Source organism: Yoonia sp. SWMV100, assembly GCF_056108365.1.
In genome coordinates, this window is sequence record NZ_JBWBAQ010000003.1 from 496495 (window position 1) to 512473 (window position 15979).

The window sequence follows — 15979 nt, forward strand, 5'->3', positions numbered from 1 at the left end:
AGTCGTTAATCTACAGGGACATTTGTGTGTGCTTTTTCCACGCGGACCGCCGCAAATTTGAATTCTGGAATTTTTCCGTAAGGATCAACAGCAGGGTTCGTCAGCACATTCGCCGCCGCCTCGACATAGGCGAAGGGTACAAAAACCATATCCGGCGAAACAGCACGGTCGGCCCGTGCCATGATCTGAATACTGCCACGCCGCGTGGTCAATTGCACCATTTCGCCAGCTTCCACGCCCAGTTTCCGCAACGTCGTCGGGTGCAAGGAACAGTTTGCTTCGGGTTCGACCGCGTCCAACACTTTTGACCGCCGCGTCATGGAACCGGTGTGCCAGTGTTCCAATTGCCGTCCCGTCGTCATGATCATCGGATAGTCTGTGTCAGGGGCTTCATCGGGGGCAATTATGCTGGCGGGCGTGAATTTTGCGCGCCCGTTCTCGCGGGGAAACCCGTCTGCGAATACAATTGCTTGGCCGGGGTCGGTCGCCGATAGGGATGGATAGGTGACGACATTTTCCGCCTCGAGCCGGTCCCATGTGATGTGATCAAACGATGCCATCACCTGTGTCATTTCGGCGAAAACATCGCGCGGGTGGGTATAAACCCATCCCAAGCCAATGCGTTTGGCCAGTTCAATCGTGATCCACCAGTCTTCGCGTGCCTCCCCCGGAGGCGCGACTGCCGCCCGGCCCATTTGGACCTGCCGGTTGGTGTTCGTCACGGTCCCTGTCTTTTCGGCAAAAGCGGACGCCGGGAGGATAACATCAGCGAAATTCGCAGTTTCGGTCAGAAAGATATCCTGAACCACCAGATGATCCAGCTTTGCCAACGCGTCGCGCGCGTGTTCGACATCAGGGTCCGACATTGCCGGATTTTCACCAGAGATGTACATGCCACGGATATCACCCGCATGGACCGCGTCCAGAATTTCGGTGACAGTCAGGCCTTTGTTCGGGTCAATGACACCCTCGTTCCAGACCTGCTGAAAGGTATCGCGCACGGTGCTGCTTCCCACAGGTTGATAATCGGGCAGAAACATCGGAATCAGCCCCGCATCAGATGCACCTTGCACGTTGTTTTGGCCACGCAGCGGGTGCAGCCCCGCACCCGGGCGCCCCACCTGACCCGTCATCAATGCAAGGCTGATCAGGCAGCGGGAATTGTCAGTGCCGTGAATGTGTTGGCTAACGCCCATGCCCCAAAAGATCATCGCTGATTTCGCCCCGGCAAAGGTGCGGGCCACATCGCGCAGGGTGGCGGCATCAATGCCGCAAATCGCCGCCATCTTTTCGGGCGCAAAATCTCTGAGGTGGGCCTTCTCGGCCTCCCAGTTTTCGGTATAGGCATCAATATATTGTTGATCGTAAAGACGTTCTTCGACGATCACATGCATGATCGCGTTCAGCATCGACACATCCGCACCGGGGCGAAATTGCAGCATATGACTGGCAAACCGCTTGAGCGCCTGCCCGCGCGGGTCCATCACAATCAGCTTGCCACCACGTTTGGTGAACTGTTTGAAATAGGTGGCGGCAACGGGATGGTTTTCGATCGGGTTCGCCCCGATGACGATGGCGACATCCGCGTTTTCAATTTCGTTGAACGTGGCCGTCACCGCGCCCGACCCGACGTTTTCCATCAGGGCCGCAACTGATGACGCGTGGCAAAGCCGGGTGCAGTGGTCAACGTTGTTGTGTCCGAACCCCTGACGGATCAGTTTTTGGAACAGATATGCCTCTTCGTTGGTGCATTTGGCTGACCCGAAACCGGCGACGCCTGTGCCGCCGATGTCCTTTAGGCCCTGGGCGGCGACATCCAACGCCTCGTCCCATGTGGCTTCGCGAAAGTGGGTTTGCCAGTTGGCAGGATCCACGTTTAGCCCCTTGGCGGGGGCATTGTCGCGGCGGATCAAGGGTTTGGTCAGGCGGTGGTCGTGGTGGATATAGTCAAAGCCGAAACGCCCTTTGACGCACAGGCGGCCTTCGTTGGCGGGGCCATTGATGCCTTCTACGAACTTGACCTTATCGTCTTTGATTTTCAGACTGATCTGGCAACCAACCCCACAGAACGGGCAAACGCTGGCAACTTCGCGGTCATAATCGGCTGTGTCGCCCATCTGGTTTTCATCCGTCACCGTGGCGGGCAACAGGGCGCCGGTGGGGCACGCCTGCACGCATTCGCCGCAAGCCACACAGGACGATGCGCCCATAGGGTCTGCCATGTCGAAAACCGGATAGGCATCGTGCCCGCGTCCCGCCATACCAATCACGTCATTGACCTGCACCTCGCGGCAGGCCCGCACGCACAGCCCACATTGGATGCAGGCGTCCAGATTGACTGACATCGCAACATGGCTGTCATCCAATAGCGGGATGTGGTCGGCGTCCATCGTGGGAAAGCGGCTAACATGCACGTCCTGCTTCTGTGCCATATCCCACAGGTGGCTGGATTTATCATGCGCGACAGGCTGTTCGGGCTGATCAGCGACAAGCAATTCCATCACCATGCGGCGCGCCTGTTTTTCACGGGGCTGGTCGGTGGTCACCACCATGCCTTCGCTGGGTGTGCGGATGCATGATGCAGCCAGCGTCCGTTCGCCGTCAATCGCGACCATACAGGCACGGCAGTTGCCGTCAGATCGATAGCCGGGTGCCGGTTTGTGGCACAGATGCGGAATGACCAGACCACGGCCATTGGCCACCTCCCAGATCGTTTCGCCCGGTTGGGCGGTTACGGTCTGACCATCAAGCGTAAAGGTAATCGTGTCTGACATGAGCGTTCTCCGGGGTCTGGCCCGCAGAGTACAACACGTTGGCGATCAAGTGCAAAGTCCGCCAGCGACGCCGCCGCAGATATTTACGCCAAATCGACCGCCGATGGTGAAACCGGGCCCGTCAAAGATTTAGTAGGCGAACGCGCCAGCGTTTTTGGTCAGGAGGATACGCAGGATTTCGAGACCCAAAAGAACGACGATCGGCGACAGGTCAATCCCGCCCAAATCAGGCAGCACGCGACGGACACGGCTGTAGATCGGCTCTAGAATCCGCTGAAGCGTGTACCAGACCTGTCCGACGAATTCTTGCCGCACGTTCAGCACTTCGAACCGGATTAGCCAGCTCATGATGAAATGCGCCAGAACAAAAAACCGGACAACACCGATCAGCAGGAGAAGGATTTGGATAATCTTCAGCATAACAAAGCGGCCCTTGGATTGTTTGCACTGAACTAAGTGCTTGTTACGTTTCCTACAAGCCCATGGTTTCCCTAAGGTTAAAGTTGACCCTTACGTCAATTTGCATCATCCCGAATTTGAAACAACCCCCGAGGCGTCGATGTATCCTGTTGTTCGTGTCCTGAAAGAGCTTTTTGTAAACAAAAAGCGGCCCCAGCTGCATCCGCTGGACACCCATGTGTCCTATCACCGCTGCTGGCCGCAGGATATCGACACCTATTTCGAGATGAACAACGGACGTATTCTGACGATCTTTGATCTGGGGCGCACAGGTTTGGCGCAGCGGGTTGGACTGATTGATGTGTTGAAACAAAATCGTTGGGGCCTGACCATGGCTGGGGTTTCGGTACGTTATCGCAAGCGTATCCGTCCCTTTGCCAAGTTTCGGATCGTCAGTAAAACAGCCGGCTGGGATCACCGATTTGTCTATATCGACCAGTCCATTTGGATCGGCGACGACTGCGCCACCCAAGCCATGTATCGGTCCGCTGTCACCAGCGCGAACGGCATTGTCCCACCTGATCAGGTGTTCGCCACCCTTGGCCATGAAGGCACATCGCCCGCGCTACCCGACTGGATCAAAAACTGGATCGACGCCGACGCCACGCGGCCTTGGCCACCGACCGACAGCAGCCGCTAACCCCTTGCTTTTGTCCGCTTGAACGGTGTCTTATCGCACCAAAGCAAAGCAGGGACAGGCCAATGATTACCGCAAAGAAACGCATCTGGGGGTGGATGGCCTTTGATTGGGCATCGCAGCCCTATTACACGCTTGGCCTGACTTTTATTTTCGGCCCTTATTTCGCATCCGTTGCCACCCAGTATTTGCTCGGCACGGGTCTAGAGGCTGGCGTTGCTAAGGCGCAGGCGCAGTCAATTTGGTCAACCGGTCAAGTTGTGTCCGGCCTGTTCATCGCGCTTACTGCCCCTTTTTTGGGGGCCTATGCCGATCACTCGGGCCGAAAAATCCCGTGGATCGCGTTTTTCTCGGTTGTTTATATCATCGCTGCATTTTCGCTTTGGGGGCTCATGCCCGACAGCAGTGCGGTCTGGCTTTACATGGCCATTTTCTTTGTCGGGTTTGTCGCCGCTGAATCGGCGCTGAATTTTATCAACGCAATTCTGCCCAGCCTTGGGGATGATAAAGAGGTGGGGCGCATTTCCGGGTCGGGTGCGGCTTTCGGGTATTGGGGCGGGGTCCTGTCACTCATCCTGATTTTGCTGCTGCTCGCTGAAAACGGCGATACAGGCAAAACGCTGATTGGCCTTTCGCCCCTGTTCGGGCTTGAGCCCGCATTCAAGGAAGGCACACGTGCAACTGGTCCGTTCATTGCGATCTGGTACGTGGTTTTCATGATTCCTTTCTTTTTGTGGGTCCGCGACGCACCGCAAACCAAAAAACCCAAAGTCAGCCTGCGCGCTGTCGCCAGCGATCTGGGCAAAACGCTGCGCAGCGTTGCCAAGCGCAAAAGCCTGCGTAATTTTTTGATCGCGTCGATGTTTTATCGCGATGCAGTGAACGCGCTTTATGCGTATGGCGGCATCTATGCGGCGCTGGTCTTGGGGTGGGAGATCACATTTATCGGGGTGTTTGGTGTCATCGCAGCCATCGCGGCGGCGATCACGACATGGTTGGGCGGGTTGGCCGACAAAAAATATGGCCCCAAGCCTGTGATTATCGCGGCCGTGTGGGCGATGATCGCCGTGTCATGCGTCATCGTCGGCATGTCCCGCGAGGCCCTGTTCGGCGCTCCATTGGATCCCACGTCGCAACTGCCTGACATCATCTTCTTTGTGTGCGGTGCCATTATCGGCGGTGCCGGTGGTGCCGTGTATGCATCATCACGCTCGCTTATGGTGCGGCACAGCCACCCGGATCGCCCCGCAGAGGCATTCGGTCTGTTCGCGCTGTCAGGCAAGGCAACGGCATTTCTTGCTCCTTCACTGATCGGCCTTGTTTCATGGCTGTCGGGCAATGTACAAATTGGATTTTCTCCGGTTATTGTACTGTTCATCGTGGGGCTTTTGTTGCTACGGTGGGTCAACAAAGACGGAGATCGTGCAGAATGGTCCGCATAATAACCGCTGTATGTCTGGCGCTTGGGCTTGCCGCGTGTCAGCCCGAAGAACCAACGGTGACCGTGTCGTCGCAAAACGCGAACGATACCCGTATCGCCAAACAATTGTTTGGTGCCGTGCAATCAGGATCACAGCAAAGCGCCGATCCGCTGGGCAGCTATGCAGGTGGCTGTCAGGCCGGGGCAGAGCAATTGCCCGAGACAGGTCCAACATGGCAAGCGATGCGGCTTTCACGCAATCGCAACTGGGCGCAGCCTGAAACAGTTGATTTTATCCAGGATCTCAGCCGGTTTGCCGCGACGCAATCCGGTTGGGAGGGGCTTTATATCGGTGACATGAGCCAGCCACGCGGCGGCCCAATGCTGACCGGCCACGCCAGTCATCAAACCGGCCTTGACGCCGATATCTGGATGCTACCGCCCACGCGTTTGAACCTGACTGCCGCTGAACGCGAAAGCCTGTCGTCGATCACCATGCAGCGCAACGGTGGCGCGTATACAAATGCCAGCTGGTCCCCGCAACACGAGGCCATTTTACGCGCAGCCGCGTCAGACCCGCGTGTCGCACGTATTTTCGTGTTTCCGGGCGCAAAGGTTGCCATGTGCGCCAATGCAACAGGCGACCGCAGTTGGCTGAATAAAATCAGGCCATGGTGGGGACACCATTACCATTTTCACGTCCGGCTGAATTGTCCCGCTGGCGCGACCTATTGCACTGACCAATCCCCGCCGCCCGCGGGCGACGGCTGTGCCGACGCGCAAACATGGGTGAATAACATCTTGAACCCGCCGCCACCCAACCCGAACGCACCCCCGCCAACACCGCGCGCAGAACTGACTATGGCCAATCTGCCCGCCCAATGTGTTGGCGTCCTGAACGCAAACTAAGTGCGCGTCATTTGGGGTGCGCTCGTGCTGCTTTGGGCGATACCCGCAGCAGCTGACGCGACATTCATCGGGTCGTACACATGGGTTTCAGACGATCCGCTGTTTGGCGGCTTTTCCGGGATTGAACTGTCAGAAGACGGTCTGCATTTGACCGCCCTCAGTGACCGCGGCGCGTTCATCACCGCCGTACTGACCCGCACCGACGGGGTAATTACAGATGTTGCTGCAGGTGCGATCATTCCAATGACCGACACAGGCGGGCAATTGGATAGCGAAGGGCTGGCAATTTCGACCGATGGTCAGATCTTCGTGTCCTTCGAAGGACAGCATGGCGTGCGGCAGTTTGCAGGCCTGAGCGGGCGATCCGTTTCACTGCCCGTTGCGCCCGATTTCGCCGATATGCAGCACAATTCGTCGCTAGAGGCGCTGGCGATCGGGCCGGACGGCACACTGTATACCGTGCCAGAACGATCCGGGCGGGCGACCCGTCCGTTCCCTGTTTATCGGTTAGTCGATGGTCATTGGGACCACACGTTTGACGTTCCGCGCAGGGGGGCGTTCTTGATGTCAGGCGCAGATATTGGACCAGATGGACTGCTCTACCTGTTGGAGCGGGATTTTAACGGCATCGGGTTTCGCACCCGCGTGCGCCGGTTTGATCTGCGCGGCGGGTCCGAAGAAACTGTTTTACAAACCGGTTCTCTTACCCACGACAACCTAGAAGGGATTTCGGTTTGGGCCGACGACACAGGGCTGCGACTAACCATGATCGCCGACGATAATTTTCGGATGTTTCAACGCACCGAAATTGTCGAATATCGCATAAATGATTGACACCCCCGGCCGCGTAACGGTATTGCGCGCCGTCCCCGGATCATCCGCGGGGCCAAGTGCCGCACCCTTGTCAAAACGGAACATCTGATATGACACCTATTCTTCCCGGCGTTATCGCCATGGCCACCATCGTTGTGACCTCAAACATTCTTGTACAATTCCTGATCTTGGACGGCTTGCTGACGTGGGGGGCGTTTACCTATCCGCTCGCATTCCTTGTTACGGACGTGATGAACCGTGTTTACGGGGTCGCAGCGGCACGCAAAGTGGTATTCACAGGTCTGATCGTCGGGATTGTTTGCAGCCTGATCGGATCGCAAATCATGCTGGAATTCGGGCCAGCCGTGCCGATCCGCGTTGCGATTGCATCTGCGACCGCATTCCTTATCGCGCAGCTGCTGGACATTGCGGTGTTCAACCGACTGCGCGCTGGATCGTGGTGGAAAGCGCCCTTGGGCAGCACGTTGGTAAGCTCATCGGTGGATACCGTGATCTTCTTTGCGATCGCCTTTGCCGCGGCTTTCAACGGCTTTAGCGCCACCGCCGCAGACCAGGTCATGTGGGCGCAAGATGCGGTCCCGTTCCTGACCGCCGGGCCGTTGGTCCCGCTTTGGGTCTCGCTTGCCGTGGCGGACTGGGGTGTGAAGCTGGCGATTGCTTTGCTGGCTTTGGTGCCGTTTCGCATCATTGTTGGGCGGATGCAGCAGCGGATCATTTAATCGCGAGGGGTGGTATATTTTTACTTGAAATATACCAAATCTGTGCGAACCTACCTTTAGGCGAAATTTATTGAAAGGAGGTGATCCAGTGCATCATGAGGTATTGGAGAAGTGTGTCGGGACAACTTGTGGGGGTCGCAGCTAAGGCAGCCCTTGGCTGAGAACACCACAAGGTGGAGATCCTAACCGACCCACCTCCGAAATTCAGGAAAGGGCTATCCCAACGCCGGGGTAGCCCTTTTTCGTGGGGTTTTGACGGTTGGCGCGGCGTCGGATAGGTGTCGGGCAAATGTCGGGCCCGAACGGATTATGGATATGTTGAAAGTTAACGATCACATCACGATTGCGGATTGGGAACTGACCGAGAGCTTTGCGCGCGCGTCCGGCCCCGGCGGGCAGAACGTGAACAAAGTATCCACGGCGGTGGAACTGCGGTTCGAGGCGGCGCGGTCCCCCAACCTGCCCGACCCGGTGAAGGTGCGGCTGCGGCGACTGGCGGGGCAACGCTGGACGAAAGAGGGCGCGATTGTGATCTTTGTCCAAGACACCCGCAGCCAAGCCCGCAACCGCGAAATCGCACGGGACCGTCTGGCCGAACTGATCCTATCGGCAACCGTCGTGCAAAAACGCAGACGCGCGACAAAGCCGACCTATGGGTCGGTCAAACGGCGGCTTGAAGGAAAAAAGGTCCGCGGTGCGGTGAAGGCGTTGCGGGGGAAGGTTGAGGAATGAATTTTAGCTTTTCATCTTAAAGTTGAGATGTTAGCATATCCGTATGGCGCGAAGCCTAGGTGGGCGGCGTTATGACCGACGTCGATTTCGTCGATGCCAAAGGAGCAGGAAACTAAACCTTTGACGGTGTGTCTTGCAGACATATCGGCATCCCTTACTCTTTGTCGTCCACCGAACCTTATTTTTGATTGATCATTCATGCGTAACGAAATCCGAGATGAAATAAAAAGGCTTTGCAAGAGGCAATTTAATAAGGTTCGGAAGGCTGACGAGGTTGACGAAAAATATAAAAAGAAATTTGAAAAAAGGACGGGGCTTGCGCCAAGAAGAAAGGCAGTAAGGACCTCATCTTCATTGGCAAAACACTTCGATCCTTTTCACTGCAAAAGGCATGCGAATGTCATTGCTACTGCTATATGGTACAAGATTCTCCGCGGCGAGTACGAAGTTCAGCCGGCCATACAACACCTTCTTGATAAGCCGGACGGTTCCAAGAGAGAAATCATGGCGTTTGGTTTTCCTGACGCAGCTGTTGCAAATGTATTGCTACGAAGAACCAGAGCCCGAAACCTCAAGCGGTTGTCGCCTCATTCTTATGCATACCATCCTGACAAAAACGTCTTCGATGCGGTCCTTGCCCTGAAAGACTTCGATGATCATGGTAAAATGTTTGCTGTTCAAATTGACTTTAGGAATTTCTTCGACAGCATCCCCACTGGATATATTCGCAAGAAAATCAATGATCGTAACACTGTAAGTTTTACGCCACATGAACGAGCTGTCTTCAATGCGTTTCTAAACCACCGATATGCCAATAAGTCAGACTACATAGCTTTGAAATTCCGGAGACGTGTCAAGGGCACTCCCCAAGGCTCTTCTGCGTCATTGATTCTGGCGAACGTAGCAAACCACGATCTAGATAGAATGTTAGCTTTTGAATCAGGAAAATTTGTCCGCTTCGCGGATGATGTAGTCGCTTTGTCGAACAGCTACGAAGGCGCTATCAAGCTTGAGAAGTGCTTTGAGGCACATTGCAACACGAGTGGCCTAATATTGAATAAGTTAAAGTCGCCCGGAATTGCGCTGATATCCAGCCACGACCAAGAGATAAGGACCAACGGCGGCTTCACCTACCTCGGCTATGGATTTACCGATCTGGGGCTTACAATGCCTGAAAAGTCGGCAGCCAAGCTCAAGCAAAAAGTCTCACGCCTATTGAATATCTATTTAATTAACTCGTTAAAAATTGACTACAACCCTAGAAGAGCCAGTAGTGTCAATGGCTATGACTGGGATTTACTAGGTTTTGTTTACGAGCTTAGGAGATCCTTATACGGCGGGCTATCTGAGAGGAAGATTAGTGGCTTTCTGAAGGGGACATCAAACTTCGAAAGGATGCGCGGTCTAATGGGTTTCTACGCCTTGTTAGACGATTCCGAGAGACTTAAGGGCCTAGATGGTTGGATTGTAAATACGACAATCAGAACTTGTCGGAAGCGTAGTCTGCTTCTTAAGTCGCAATACGGCTGCAATTGCCCAACACCAACAGCAGAACAACTCATCAAAGGCACTTGGCTGAATCAAAGTTCATGGCGCACTGAGGAGGGAGAGCCTGACGACCTCGAGGTTGTGTTCCCTAGCTTGGTCAGGGGATGGAGGGCCGCGAGAAAGTACTTTTTTACGCGCGGCCTCGAAAACGTACAACCGCCTTCCTACCAAAGCTCTGACGATCCGCTTTCGCTATTTGATTTTTACTAAACCACAACCTCAACCCGTTCCTGCTCGCCTACCCCAAACACACGCTTATACCGTGCAATCTCGTCAACCGGTCCCATCGCCTTGTTGGGGTTGTCTGACAGTTTCACGGTGGGGCGGCCGTTGGCCGCGACGGCTTTGCACACGAGGCTGAACGGCGCGAGCGCGTCGCCTGCGGATAGGCCTTTGAAGTCGTTGGTCATCATGGTGCCCCAACCAAAGGACACGCGCACGCGCCCCACAAATTGGCTGTGCAGTTCAAGGATTTTATCCACGTCCAGCCCGTCCGAGAAGATGACGAGCTTTTGCGTCGGGTCTTCGCCACGGGATTTCCACCAGTTGATCGCGTTTTCAGCGCCGGTTGCAGGGTCGCCGCTGTCGATGCGCATGCCTGTCCAGCCCGCGAGCCAACCTGGCGCCCGGTCAAGAAACCCTTTGGTCCCGAATGTGTCAGGCAGGATGATCCGCAGGTTGCCGTCGTGCTCTTCTTGCCAGTCGGACAGCACGTCATAGGGCGATTGCAGCAGCTGCGCGTCCGTATCGGCCAGCGCGGCATAGACCATGGGCAGTTCGTGGGCGTTGGTCCCGATCGCCTCTATTTCACGCATCATGGCGATTTTACAGTTGGACGTACCGGTAAAGTTGTGTCCCAACCCTTCCATCATCGCCTGCACGCACCAGTCCTGCCAAAGGAAAGAGTGCCGCCGCCGCGTGCCAAAATCCGCGAGCTTCAGGCCTTCAATCGGCCGCAATTTTTCAACCTTTTCCCAAAGTTTGGTCATGGCGCGGGCATATAGCACCTGCAGTTCAAACCGCCCCATGTCACGCAGCACGGCCCGCGACCGCAGTTCCATGATCACAGCAAGGGCAGGGATTTCCCACAGCATGACTTCGGGCCATGACCCTTCGAACGTCAGTTCGTATTGGCCATCCTTTTTCTCAAGGTGGTAGGGCGGCAATTGCAGGTTTTCGAACCATTCCATGAAGTCGGGGCGGAACATCTGGCGTTTGCCGTAAAAGGTGTTGCCGCGCAGCCATGTGGATTCGCCGCGGGTCAAGCGCAGGGTGCGGATGTGGTCAAGCTGCTCGCGCAATGCGCCTTCGTCGATGATGTCAGCCAACCGGATGGTTTTGGTCCGGTTGATCAGCGAAAAGGTCACTTGGGTCGTCGGGTGGTTGCGAAACACCGACTGGCACATCAGGAGTTTGTAAAAATCCGTATCGATCAGCGACCGCACGATGGGGTCGATTTTCCATTTATGATTCCAGACGCGTGTTGCGATATCGACCATCTTAAGGCCCCCCTGACGTTTCGCCCGTTAGACCAACTGCCGTAAGGCAAGGCAAGGGTTTCGTGATCAACCGCACCGGCCATGTGTGTGTAAGCCATGGGGTAAGACTGCCGTTTCAAACCCAAATCAAATCAGGGCGGTTGCCGGGAAGCAGATGCCGTTTGCCGCCCCAACTGTTGCCCAATCGCCTTGTATTCGCGGCTAGGAACGGAGGCGGAGCGTGACATCCGGGAAACGACATATTCCCTTAGACAAACGTGACCCCGGCCCCGGTCATGGCTGCACGTGCGGCGTCAAGTGACCCGTCAAAATCAATCGCGCGGCACAGGCCCATATTGACGGTCACCTTGAACCCAAGTTTCGCGGCGTCTACCGCGGAATAGTTGACGCAAAAATCCGTCGCCAACCCGACAAGCGTCAAACGGTCGATGCCGCGTGTCCGCAAATACCCTTCGAGCCCGGTGGGAGTGCTGTGGTCATTTTCAAAGAAGGCAGAATAGCTATCGATGGCAGGATTGTACCCTTTACGGATAATCAAATCTGCCCGGTCCACGGTCAGATTAGGGTGAAGTTGCGCGCCGATCGACCCTTGGATGCAATGATCAGGCCAAAGAACTTGCGGACCGTAGGGCATGTCGATCATCGACATGGGTGCCGCGCCGTGGGTCGACGCGAACGAAGAATGTCCGGCCGGGTGCCAGTCTTGGGTCAGGATCACCGCGTCAAATTCGTTCATCGCGGCATTGATGCCGGGCACGATGTCATCACCGCCCGCGACGGCAAGAGCGCCACCCGGGCAAAAGTCATTCTGGACGTCGATCACAAGCAGGGCGTGAGTCATTTCGGGTCTCCTGTTTCAGGGGCAGGCTAGCAATATACGCGCGGACCTGCGAGCGGCTTTGTAGGTGGTGGACGGTCAAATGTGGGTGTTCGGCAACCACGCGCGCAACCCGCGCCCGCGTCCGGTGACGCGACGTGAAAATCCAGCGCCAGAATGCATAGGTTTCGCCGTGCAGGACCTCGGGGCAGTCGCGGGTCATGTCGGGACGTGTGGTCCCGTAATCGCGCAGCAATCGCCAGACCACCCGCCAAAACCGTAGTAAAACTGGCAAATCCAGCCAAATCAGCGTGTCGGCACGTGTGGCGCGGTTATCATAGGTCTCTGAAAATCCGCCTTCGAAAACCCATTGATCTGCGGCCTCGACCGCATGTGCCATTTTTATCCGCTCTGCGACATCGCGTGGCACCCAGCCCGGTTTCCAATGAATTTTGTCCATATGATAGACAGGCAGACCCATCCTGTCGCCCATGACCCGGGCGAGCGTGCTTTTGCCGGACCCCGGCCCACCTGTGATCATGACCCGCTGCATAGGGCGTTATTATCAACGTTTATGATGCGCGAAAAGCGCGGGTTGAACTGCGCGCGCGTTTTGCCTAGAACCCGCATCTTTCATAGCAGGAATAGAGGTTATCATGGCGACGTTGGGTATCGACTTTGGGACCTCGAATACGGCTGCGGGTGTGCTGGTCGGGGACCGCCCGTTTTTGATCGAGGTCGAGCCGGGGCGCAAGACGCTGCCGACTTCGGTGTTTTTTGATTACGATCGCAAGGTGACGACCTATGGGTCGGTGGCAAATGCCGCATTGATTGATGGCCGCGAGGGCCGGTTTATGCGGGCGCTAAAGTCCGTTCTGGGCACACCTTTGATGCGTGAAAAGCGCCAGATCGCCTATGAACGCCTGACCCTGATCGAGGTCGTCGCGCGGTTTTTGCAGATGATCCGCGAACGTGCAGAGGCGGCGACCGGACAAACCTATGACGTGGCGCTGTCTGGCCGTCCGGTGCGGTTCCATTCCGCCGACGATGCCCGCAACGCCCAAGCCGAAGTGGACCTGCGCGAGGCCTATATGATTGCAGGGTTCAAAGACGTGCATTTCATGCATGAACCCGAAGCAGCTGCGCTGGCAAGCGGTCCGTTGGACGCAGGCGCATTGGGTCTGATCGTGGATATTGGCGGTGGTACATCGGACTTTTCGGTGTTCGACCGTGACGGCGCCCGGACCCGTGTGATCGCGAGCCATGGTGTGCGCGTCGGCGGGACAGATTTCGACCGCGCGATCAGCATTGATCGGGTCATGCCGTTGCTGGGCCGCAATGCCGACATACGCAATGCAATGGGGTCGGGCACCCATGTCGCCCCAAATGCCATTTTCAACGATCTGGCGACCTGGCAGAAAATTCCGTTCACATACACGCCGGAAAATAAACGGATGGCGGCCGATTTTGCAAAGCTGGGCGTTGATCCGGTGTTATTTGCAAGGCTGCAATCGGTGCTTGCGATGGAATTGGGCCACGACATTGCCTTTGCGGTGGAAGCCGGAAAAATCCAGATCAACAAGCCGGGTGTCGACGAGGCCGGGATTGATTTGCGGGTGATCGAACGTGACTTATGGGCGCGTTTCACCAAGCCACAGATGGGCGAAATCCTGTCGGATCACGCAGGCCAGATCCGCAACTGCGCGACCGAGACGCTGCGCATGGCGGGTGTCACCCCGGCGCAGATCGGTAAAATCGTCTTTGTCGGCGGGTCGAGCCTGCTGCACGTTGTTGAAAACACAATGACCGATATGTTCCCCGATGCCGCGCTGGAACGCGCAGAGGCGTTTACCGCGGTGGCAGACGGATTGGCGATCGCGGCATCCACTCACTTGCCTCAGTAAAACAACAGGCGTATTTGACCCTCATGTATACAGTCGCTGCCCTTTACCACTTTACCCGCTTTGACGACCCTGCCGCGTTGCAAGGGCCGCTTTTGGACCTGTGCAAATCGCGCGGGGTCAGCGGCACGCTTTTGCTGGCCAAAGAGGGAATAAACGGCACAATCGCGGGTGATCGCGCAGGGATCGATGCGGTGATTTCGCATATCAAATCGCTTCCGGGCTGTGCGGATCTCGTCTGGAAGGAAAGCACCGCCAGCGTGCCGCCGTTCCACCGCATGAAGGTGCGCCTAAAGCGTGAAATCGTCACCATGGGTCAACCCGATGTGGACCCGATTGCCAATGGCACGGGGCATTATGTTGATCCTGCGGAGTGGAACGCGCTGATCAGTGCGCCGGACGTCGCTGTCATTGATACCCGCAACGATTACGAGGTGGCGATTGGCACGTTTGACGGGGCGATTGACCCAGAGACGAAATCCTTTGGCGAATTTCCTGCGTGGTGGGAAGAAAACAAACATCGATTCCACAACAAGCGGATTGCGATGTTTTGCACTGGCGGGATTCGTTGCGAGAAATCAACGAACTACCTGATGGGGCAAGGCGTTGAAGATGTTTACCACCTCAAGGGCGGCATCCTGAAATACCTTGAGGAAGTCCCCCAAGAAGACAGCAAATGGGACGGCGAGTGTTTCGTTTTTGACGCGCGCGTCAGCGTGGGCCACGGACTGAAAGAAGGCCCGCATATTCTGTGTTACGCCTGCCGCCGCCCCCTGTTGCCAGATGACCGAAACCGCCCAGAATTCGAGGAAGGCGTCGCCTGCCACCAATGTGCGCATGAAACGACCGACGACGATAAGGGCAGGTTCCGCGAGCGTCAAAAGCAGATCGGTTTGGCGAAAAAACGCGGGACGCATCACATCGGCGGGCTTTAGGCCGGTTTTTCGTAGACCGAAATGTGGAATGTGCTGTTCGCGGTGAAGGCAGATTTGTCCCAGCCGCCCCAGCGATGTTTCAACCGCAGCCCCGCAAGCCGCGCCATCAGATCAATTTCCGGCGGATAGGCATAACGCATCGGGAGTGGCACCAGTGTCATCCCGTTTTGGGTGATGCGGATTCGCTGAAAGGCGAATACCTGTTCCACGGGGTCGTGAGTGACCGCCTCGATCCAGACCGATTCCATATCAATTTGCTTCGTCTTGACCCGTTGGTTTTCGGTGAACCCGGTAAAATTTGGCACAAAGGTTTCGATCAGAAACGTTCCGCCGGGCGCAAGCCGCTTGGCGGTATTGTCAAATCATCTGATCTGCGCCTCTTGGGATGGCAGGTTAAAAAGCGTGTTAAAGACGAGGAAGGCGTGGTCGAACGTCCCTGAAACCGCGACATCAGCCATATCCCCGATATGGGTCGTAATCGCGTCTGCCCCCGGTTTTTCGCGCAGCTTGGCAACCATCTCGGGCGACCCTTCGATCCCGGTCACGTCAAATCCCCTCTGCGCCAACGGCAGGGCGACGCGCCCGGTGCCAATCGCGAGTTCCAACAGTTTGCCGCCTTTGGGCGCCAGATCTGCGATCAGCGCGACAGTGGCATCCGTAGTACCAGGGTCATGCAGGGCGTCATAGTCGTCCGCGTTGAGCTTACCAAATGTATCGGGTTGAAATGTGATCATCACTACAATCTCCTGTTGTGTGAACTGTAACAACTGCATGGCGGCCAAGTAACGGGGTTCG

At 56.2% G+C, this 15979-nt stretch carries 16 protein-coding genes; 9 read left to right on the forward strand and 7 right to left on the reverse strand.

What is annotated here, in order from left to right:
- Positions 1 to 5: 5 nt before the first annotated feature.
- Together fdhF and ACXJGX_RS07285 are read right to left on the reverse strand one after the other, a co-directional pair.
- Entirely contained in the window at positions 6 to 2774 is a 2769-nt protein-coding gene (gene fdhF / locus ACXJGX_RS07280; RefSeq protein ID WP_474780101.1) for a formate dehydrogenase subunit alpha, read from the reverse strand.
- Between the two features lie 129 nt (positions 2775 to 2903).
- Entirely contained in the window at positions 2904 to 3194 is a 291-nt protein-coding gene (locus ACXJGX_RS07285; RefSeq protein WP_474780103.1) for a YggT family protein, read from the reverse strand.
- Between the two features lie 139 nt (positions 3195 to 3333).
- Here ACXJGX_RS07285 and ACXJGX_RS07290 point away from each other — a divergent pair, with 139 nt between their 5' ends.
- The 7 genes from ACXJGX_RS07290 to ACXJGX_RS07320 all read left to right on the forward strand — a co-directional run bounded on the left by ACXJGX_RS07290 (position 3334) and on the right by ACXJGX_RS07320 (position 10242).
- Positions 3334 to 3873: an acyl-CoA thioesterase gene (locus ACXJGX_RS07290; protein ID WP_474780766.1), complete on the forward strand. Its 540-nt coding sequence runs from the start codon at positions 3334 to 3336 to the stop codon at positions 3871 to 3873.
- 62 nt (positions 3874 to 3935) lie between these two features.
- Positions 3936 to 5312 (forward strand): MFS transporter, encoded by a 1377-nt coding sequence (locus tag ACXJGX_RS07295; protein ID WP_474780105.1) that lies wholly within the window; start codon positions 3936 to 3938, stop codon positions 5310 to 5312.
- Positions 5300 to 6199: a penicillin-insensitive murein endopeptidase gene (mepA, locus tag ACXJGX_RS07300; RefSeq protein WP_474780107.1), complete on the forward strand. Its 900-nt coding sequence runs from the start codon at positions 5300 to 5302 to the stop codon at positions 6197 to 6199. The genes ACXJGX_RS07295 and mepA overlap by 13 nt, the downstream gene beginning before the upstream one ends.
- A complete protein-coding gene (locus ACXJGX_RS07305; protein ID WP_474780109.1) occupies positions 6200 to 7033 on the forward strand; it encodes an esterase-like activity of phytase family protein in 834 nt (277 codons plus the stop codon). It begins immediately after the preceding gene.
- An 89-nt stretch (positions 7034 to 7122) separates the two neighbouring features.
- Complete coding sequence (locus ACXJGX_RS07310) at positions 7123 to 7752, forward strand: queuosine precursor transporter (RefSeq protein WP_474780111.1); 630 nt, start codon at positions 7123 to 7125, stop codon at positions 7750 to 7752.
- A 315-nt stretch (positions 7753 to 8067) separates the two neighbouring features.
- Complete coding sequence (gene arfB / locus ACXJGX_RS07315) at positions 8068 to 8484, forward strand: alternative ribosome rescue aminoacyl-tRNA hydrolase ArfB (RefSeq protein WP_474780113.1); 417 nt, start codon at positions 8068 to 8070, stop codon at positions 8482 to 8484.
- Between the two features lie 198 nt (positions 8485 to 8682).
- On the forward strand, positions 8683 to 10242 hold the full coding sequence (locus ACXJGX_RS07320; RefSeq protein WP_474780115.1) for a reverse transcriptase domain-containing protein: 1560 nt from the start codon (positions 8683 to 8685) through the stop codon (positions 10240 to 10242).
- Here ACXJGX_RS07320 and pncB read toward each other — a convergent pair.
- From pncB to ACXJGX_RS07335, 3 genes are all read right to left on the reverse strand, one after another.
- Entirely contained in the window at positions 10239 to 11531 is a 1293-nt protein-coding gene (gene pncB / locus ACXJGX_RS07325) for a nicotinate phosphoribosyltransferase (protein ID WP_474780117.1), read from the reverse strand. The two genes, ACXJGX_RS07320 and pncB, sit on opposite strands and share 4 nt — an antisense overlap.
- 247 nt (positions 11532 to 11778) lie before the next feature.
- Positions 11779 to 12372, reverse strand: coding sequence for a bifunctional nicotinamidase/pyrazinamidase (gene pncA, locus ACXJGX_RS07330; RefSeq protein WP_474780119.1), 594 nt, complete (start codon positions 12370 to 12372; stop codon positions 11779 to 11781).
- On the reverse strand, positions 12335 to 12901 hold the full coding sequence (locus ACXJGX_RS07335; protein ID WP_474780121.1) for a P-loop NTPase family protein: 567 nt from the start codon (positions 12899 to 12901) through the stop codon (positions 12335 to 12337). The genes pncA and ACXJGX_RS07335 overlap by 38 nt, the downstream gene beginning before the upstream one ends.
- 103 nt (positions 12902 to 13004) lie before the next feature.
- On the opposite strand from ACXJGX_RS07335, the gene ACXJGX_RS07340 reads away from it, so the two are divergent.
- A complete protein-coding gene (locus tag ACXJGX_RS07340) occupies positions 13005 to 14252 on the forward strand; it encodes an Hsp70 family protein (protein ID WP_474780123.1) in 1248 nt (415 codons plus the stop codon).
- A 23-nt stretch (positions 14253 to 14275) separates the two neighbouring features.
- Positions 14276 to 15184, forward strand: a complete 909-nt coding sequence (gene trhO / locus ACXJGX_RS07345) for an oxygen-dependent tRNA uridine(34) hydroxylase TrhO (RefSeq protein WP_474780125.1) — start codon at positions 14276 to 14278, stop codon at positions 15182 to 15184.
- Here the strand turns inward: trhO and ACXJGX_RS07350 are convergent.
- Complete coding sequence (locus tag ACXJGX_RS07350) at positions 15181 to 15489, reverse strand: hypothetical protein (protein ID WP_474780127.1); 309 nt, start codon at positions 15487 to 15489, stop codon at positions 15181 to 15183. The genes trhO and ACXJGX_RS07350 overlap by 4 nt on opposite strands.
- A 57-nt stretch (positions 15490 to 15546) precedes the next feature.
- Positions 15547 to 15918, reverse strand: coding sequence for a class I SAM-dependent methyltransferase (locus ACXJGX_RS07355; RefSeq protein WP_474780768.1), 372 nt, complete (start codon positions 15916 to 15918; stop codon positions 15547 to 15549).
- Positions 15919 to 15979: the final 61 nt, after the last annotated feature.

Coding starts and splice junctions, on each gene's coding strand:
- fdhF (WP_474780101.1), bottom strand. CDS start 2,774: ATGTCAGACACGATTACCTTTACGCTTGATGGTCAGACCGTAACCGCC.
- ACXJGX_RS07285 (WP_474780103.1), bottom strand. CDS start 3,194: ATGCTGAAGATTATCCAAATCCTTCTCCTGCTGATCGGTGTTGTCCGG.
- ACXJGX_RS07290 (WP_474780766.1), top strand. CDS start 3,334: ATGTATCCTGTTGTTCGTGTCCTGAAAGAGCTTTTTGTAAACAAAAAG.
- ACXJGX_RS07295 (WP_474780105.1), top strand. CDS start 3,936: ATGATTACCGCAAAGAAACGCATCTGGGGGTGGATGGCCTTTGATTGG.
- mepA (WP_474780107.1), top strand. CDS start 5,300: ATGGTCCGCATAATAACCGCTGTATGTCTGGCGCTTGGGCTTGCCGCG.
- ACXJGX_RS07310 (WP_474780111.1), top strand. CDS start 7,123: ATGACACCTATTCTTCCCGGCGTTATCGCCATGGCCACCATCGTTGTG.
- arfB (WP_474780113.1), top strand. CDS start 8,068: ATGTTGAAAGTTAACGATCACATCACGATTGCGGATTGGGAACTGACC.
- ACXJGX_RS07320 (WP_474780115.1), top strand. CDS start 8,683: ATGCGTAACGAAATCCGAGATGAAATAAAAAGGCTTTGCAAGAGGCAA.
- pncB (WP_474780117.1), bottom strand. CDS start 11,531: ATGGTCGATATCGCAACACGCGTCTGGAATCATAAATGGAAAATCGAC.
- pncA (WP_474780119.1), bottom strand. CDS start 12,372: ATGACTCACGCCCTGCTTGTGATCGACGTCCAGAATGACTTTTGCCCG.
- ACXJGX_RS07335 (WP_474780121.1), bottom strand. CDS start 12,901: ATGCAGCGGGTCATGATCACAGGTGGGCCGGGGTCCGGCAAAAGCACG.
- ACXJGX_RS07340 (WP_474780123.1), top strand. CDS start 13,005: ATGGCGACGTTGGGTATCGACTTTGGGACCTCGAATACGGCTGCGGGT.
- trhO (WP_474780125.1), top strand. CDS start 14,276: ATGTATACAGTCGCTGCCCTTTACCACTTTACCCGCTTTGACGACCCT.
- ACXJGX_RS07355 (WP_474780768.1), bottom strand. CDS start 15,918: ATGATCACATTTCAACCCGATACATTTGGTAAGCTCAACGCGGACGAC.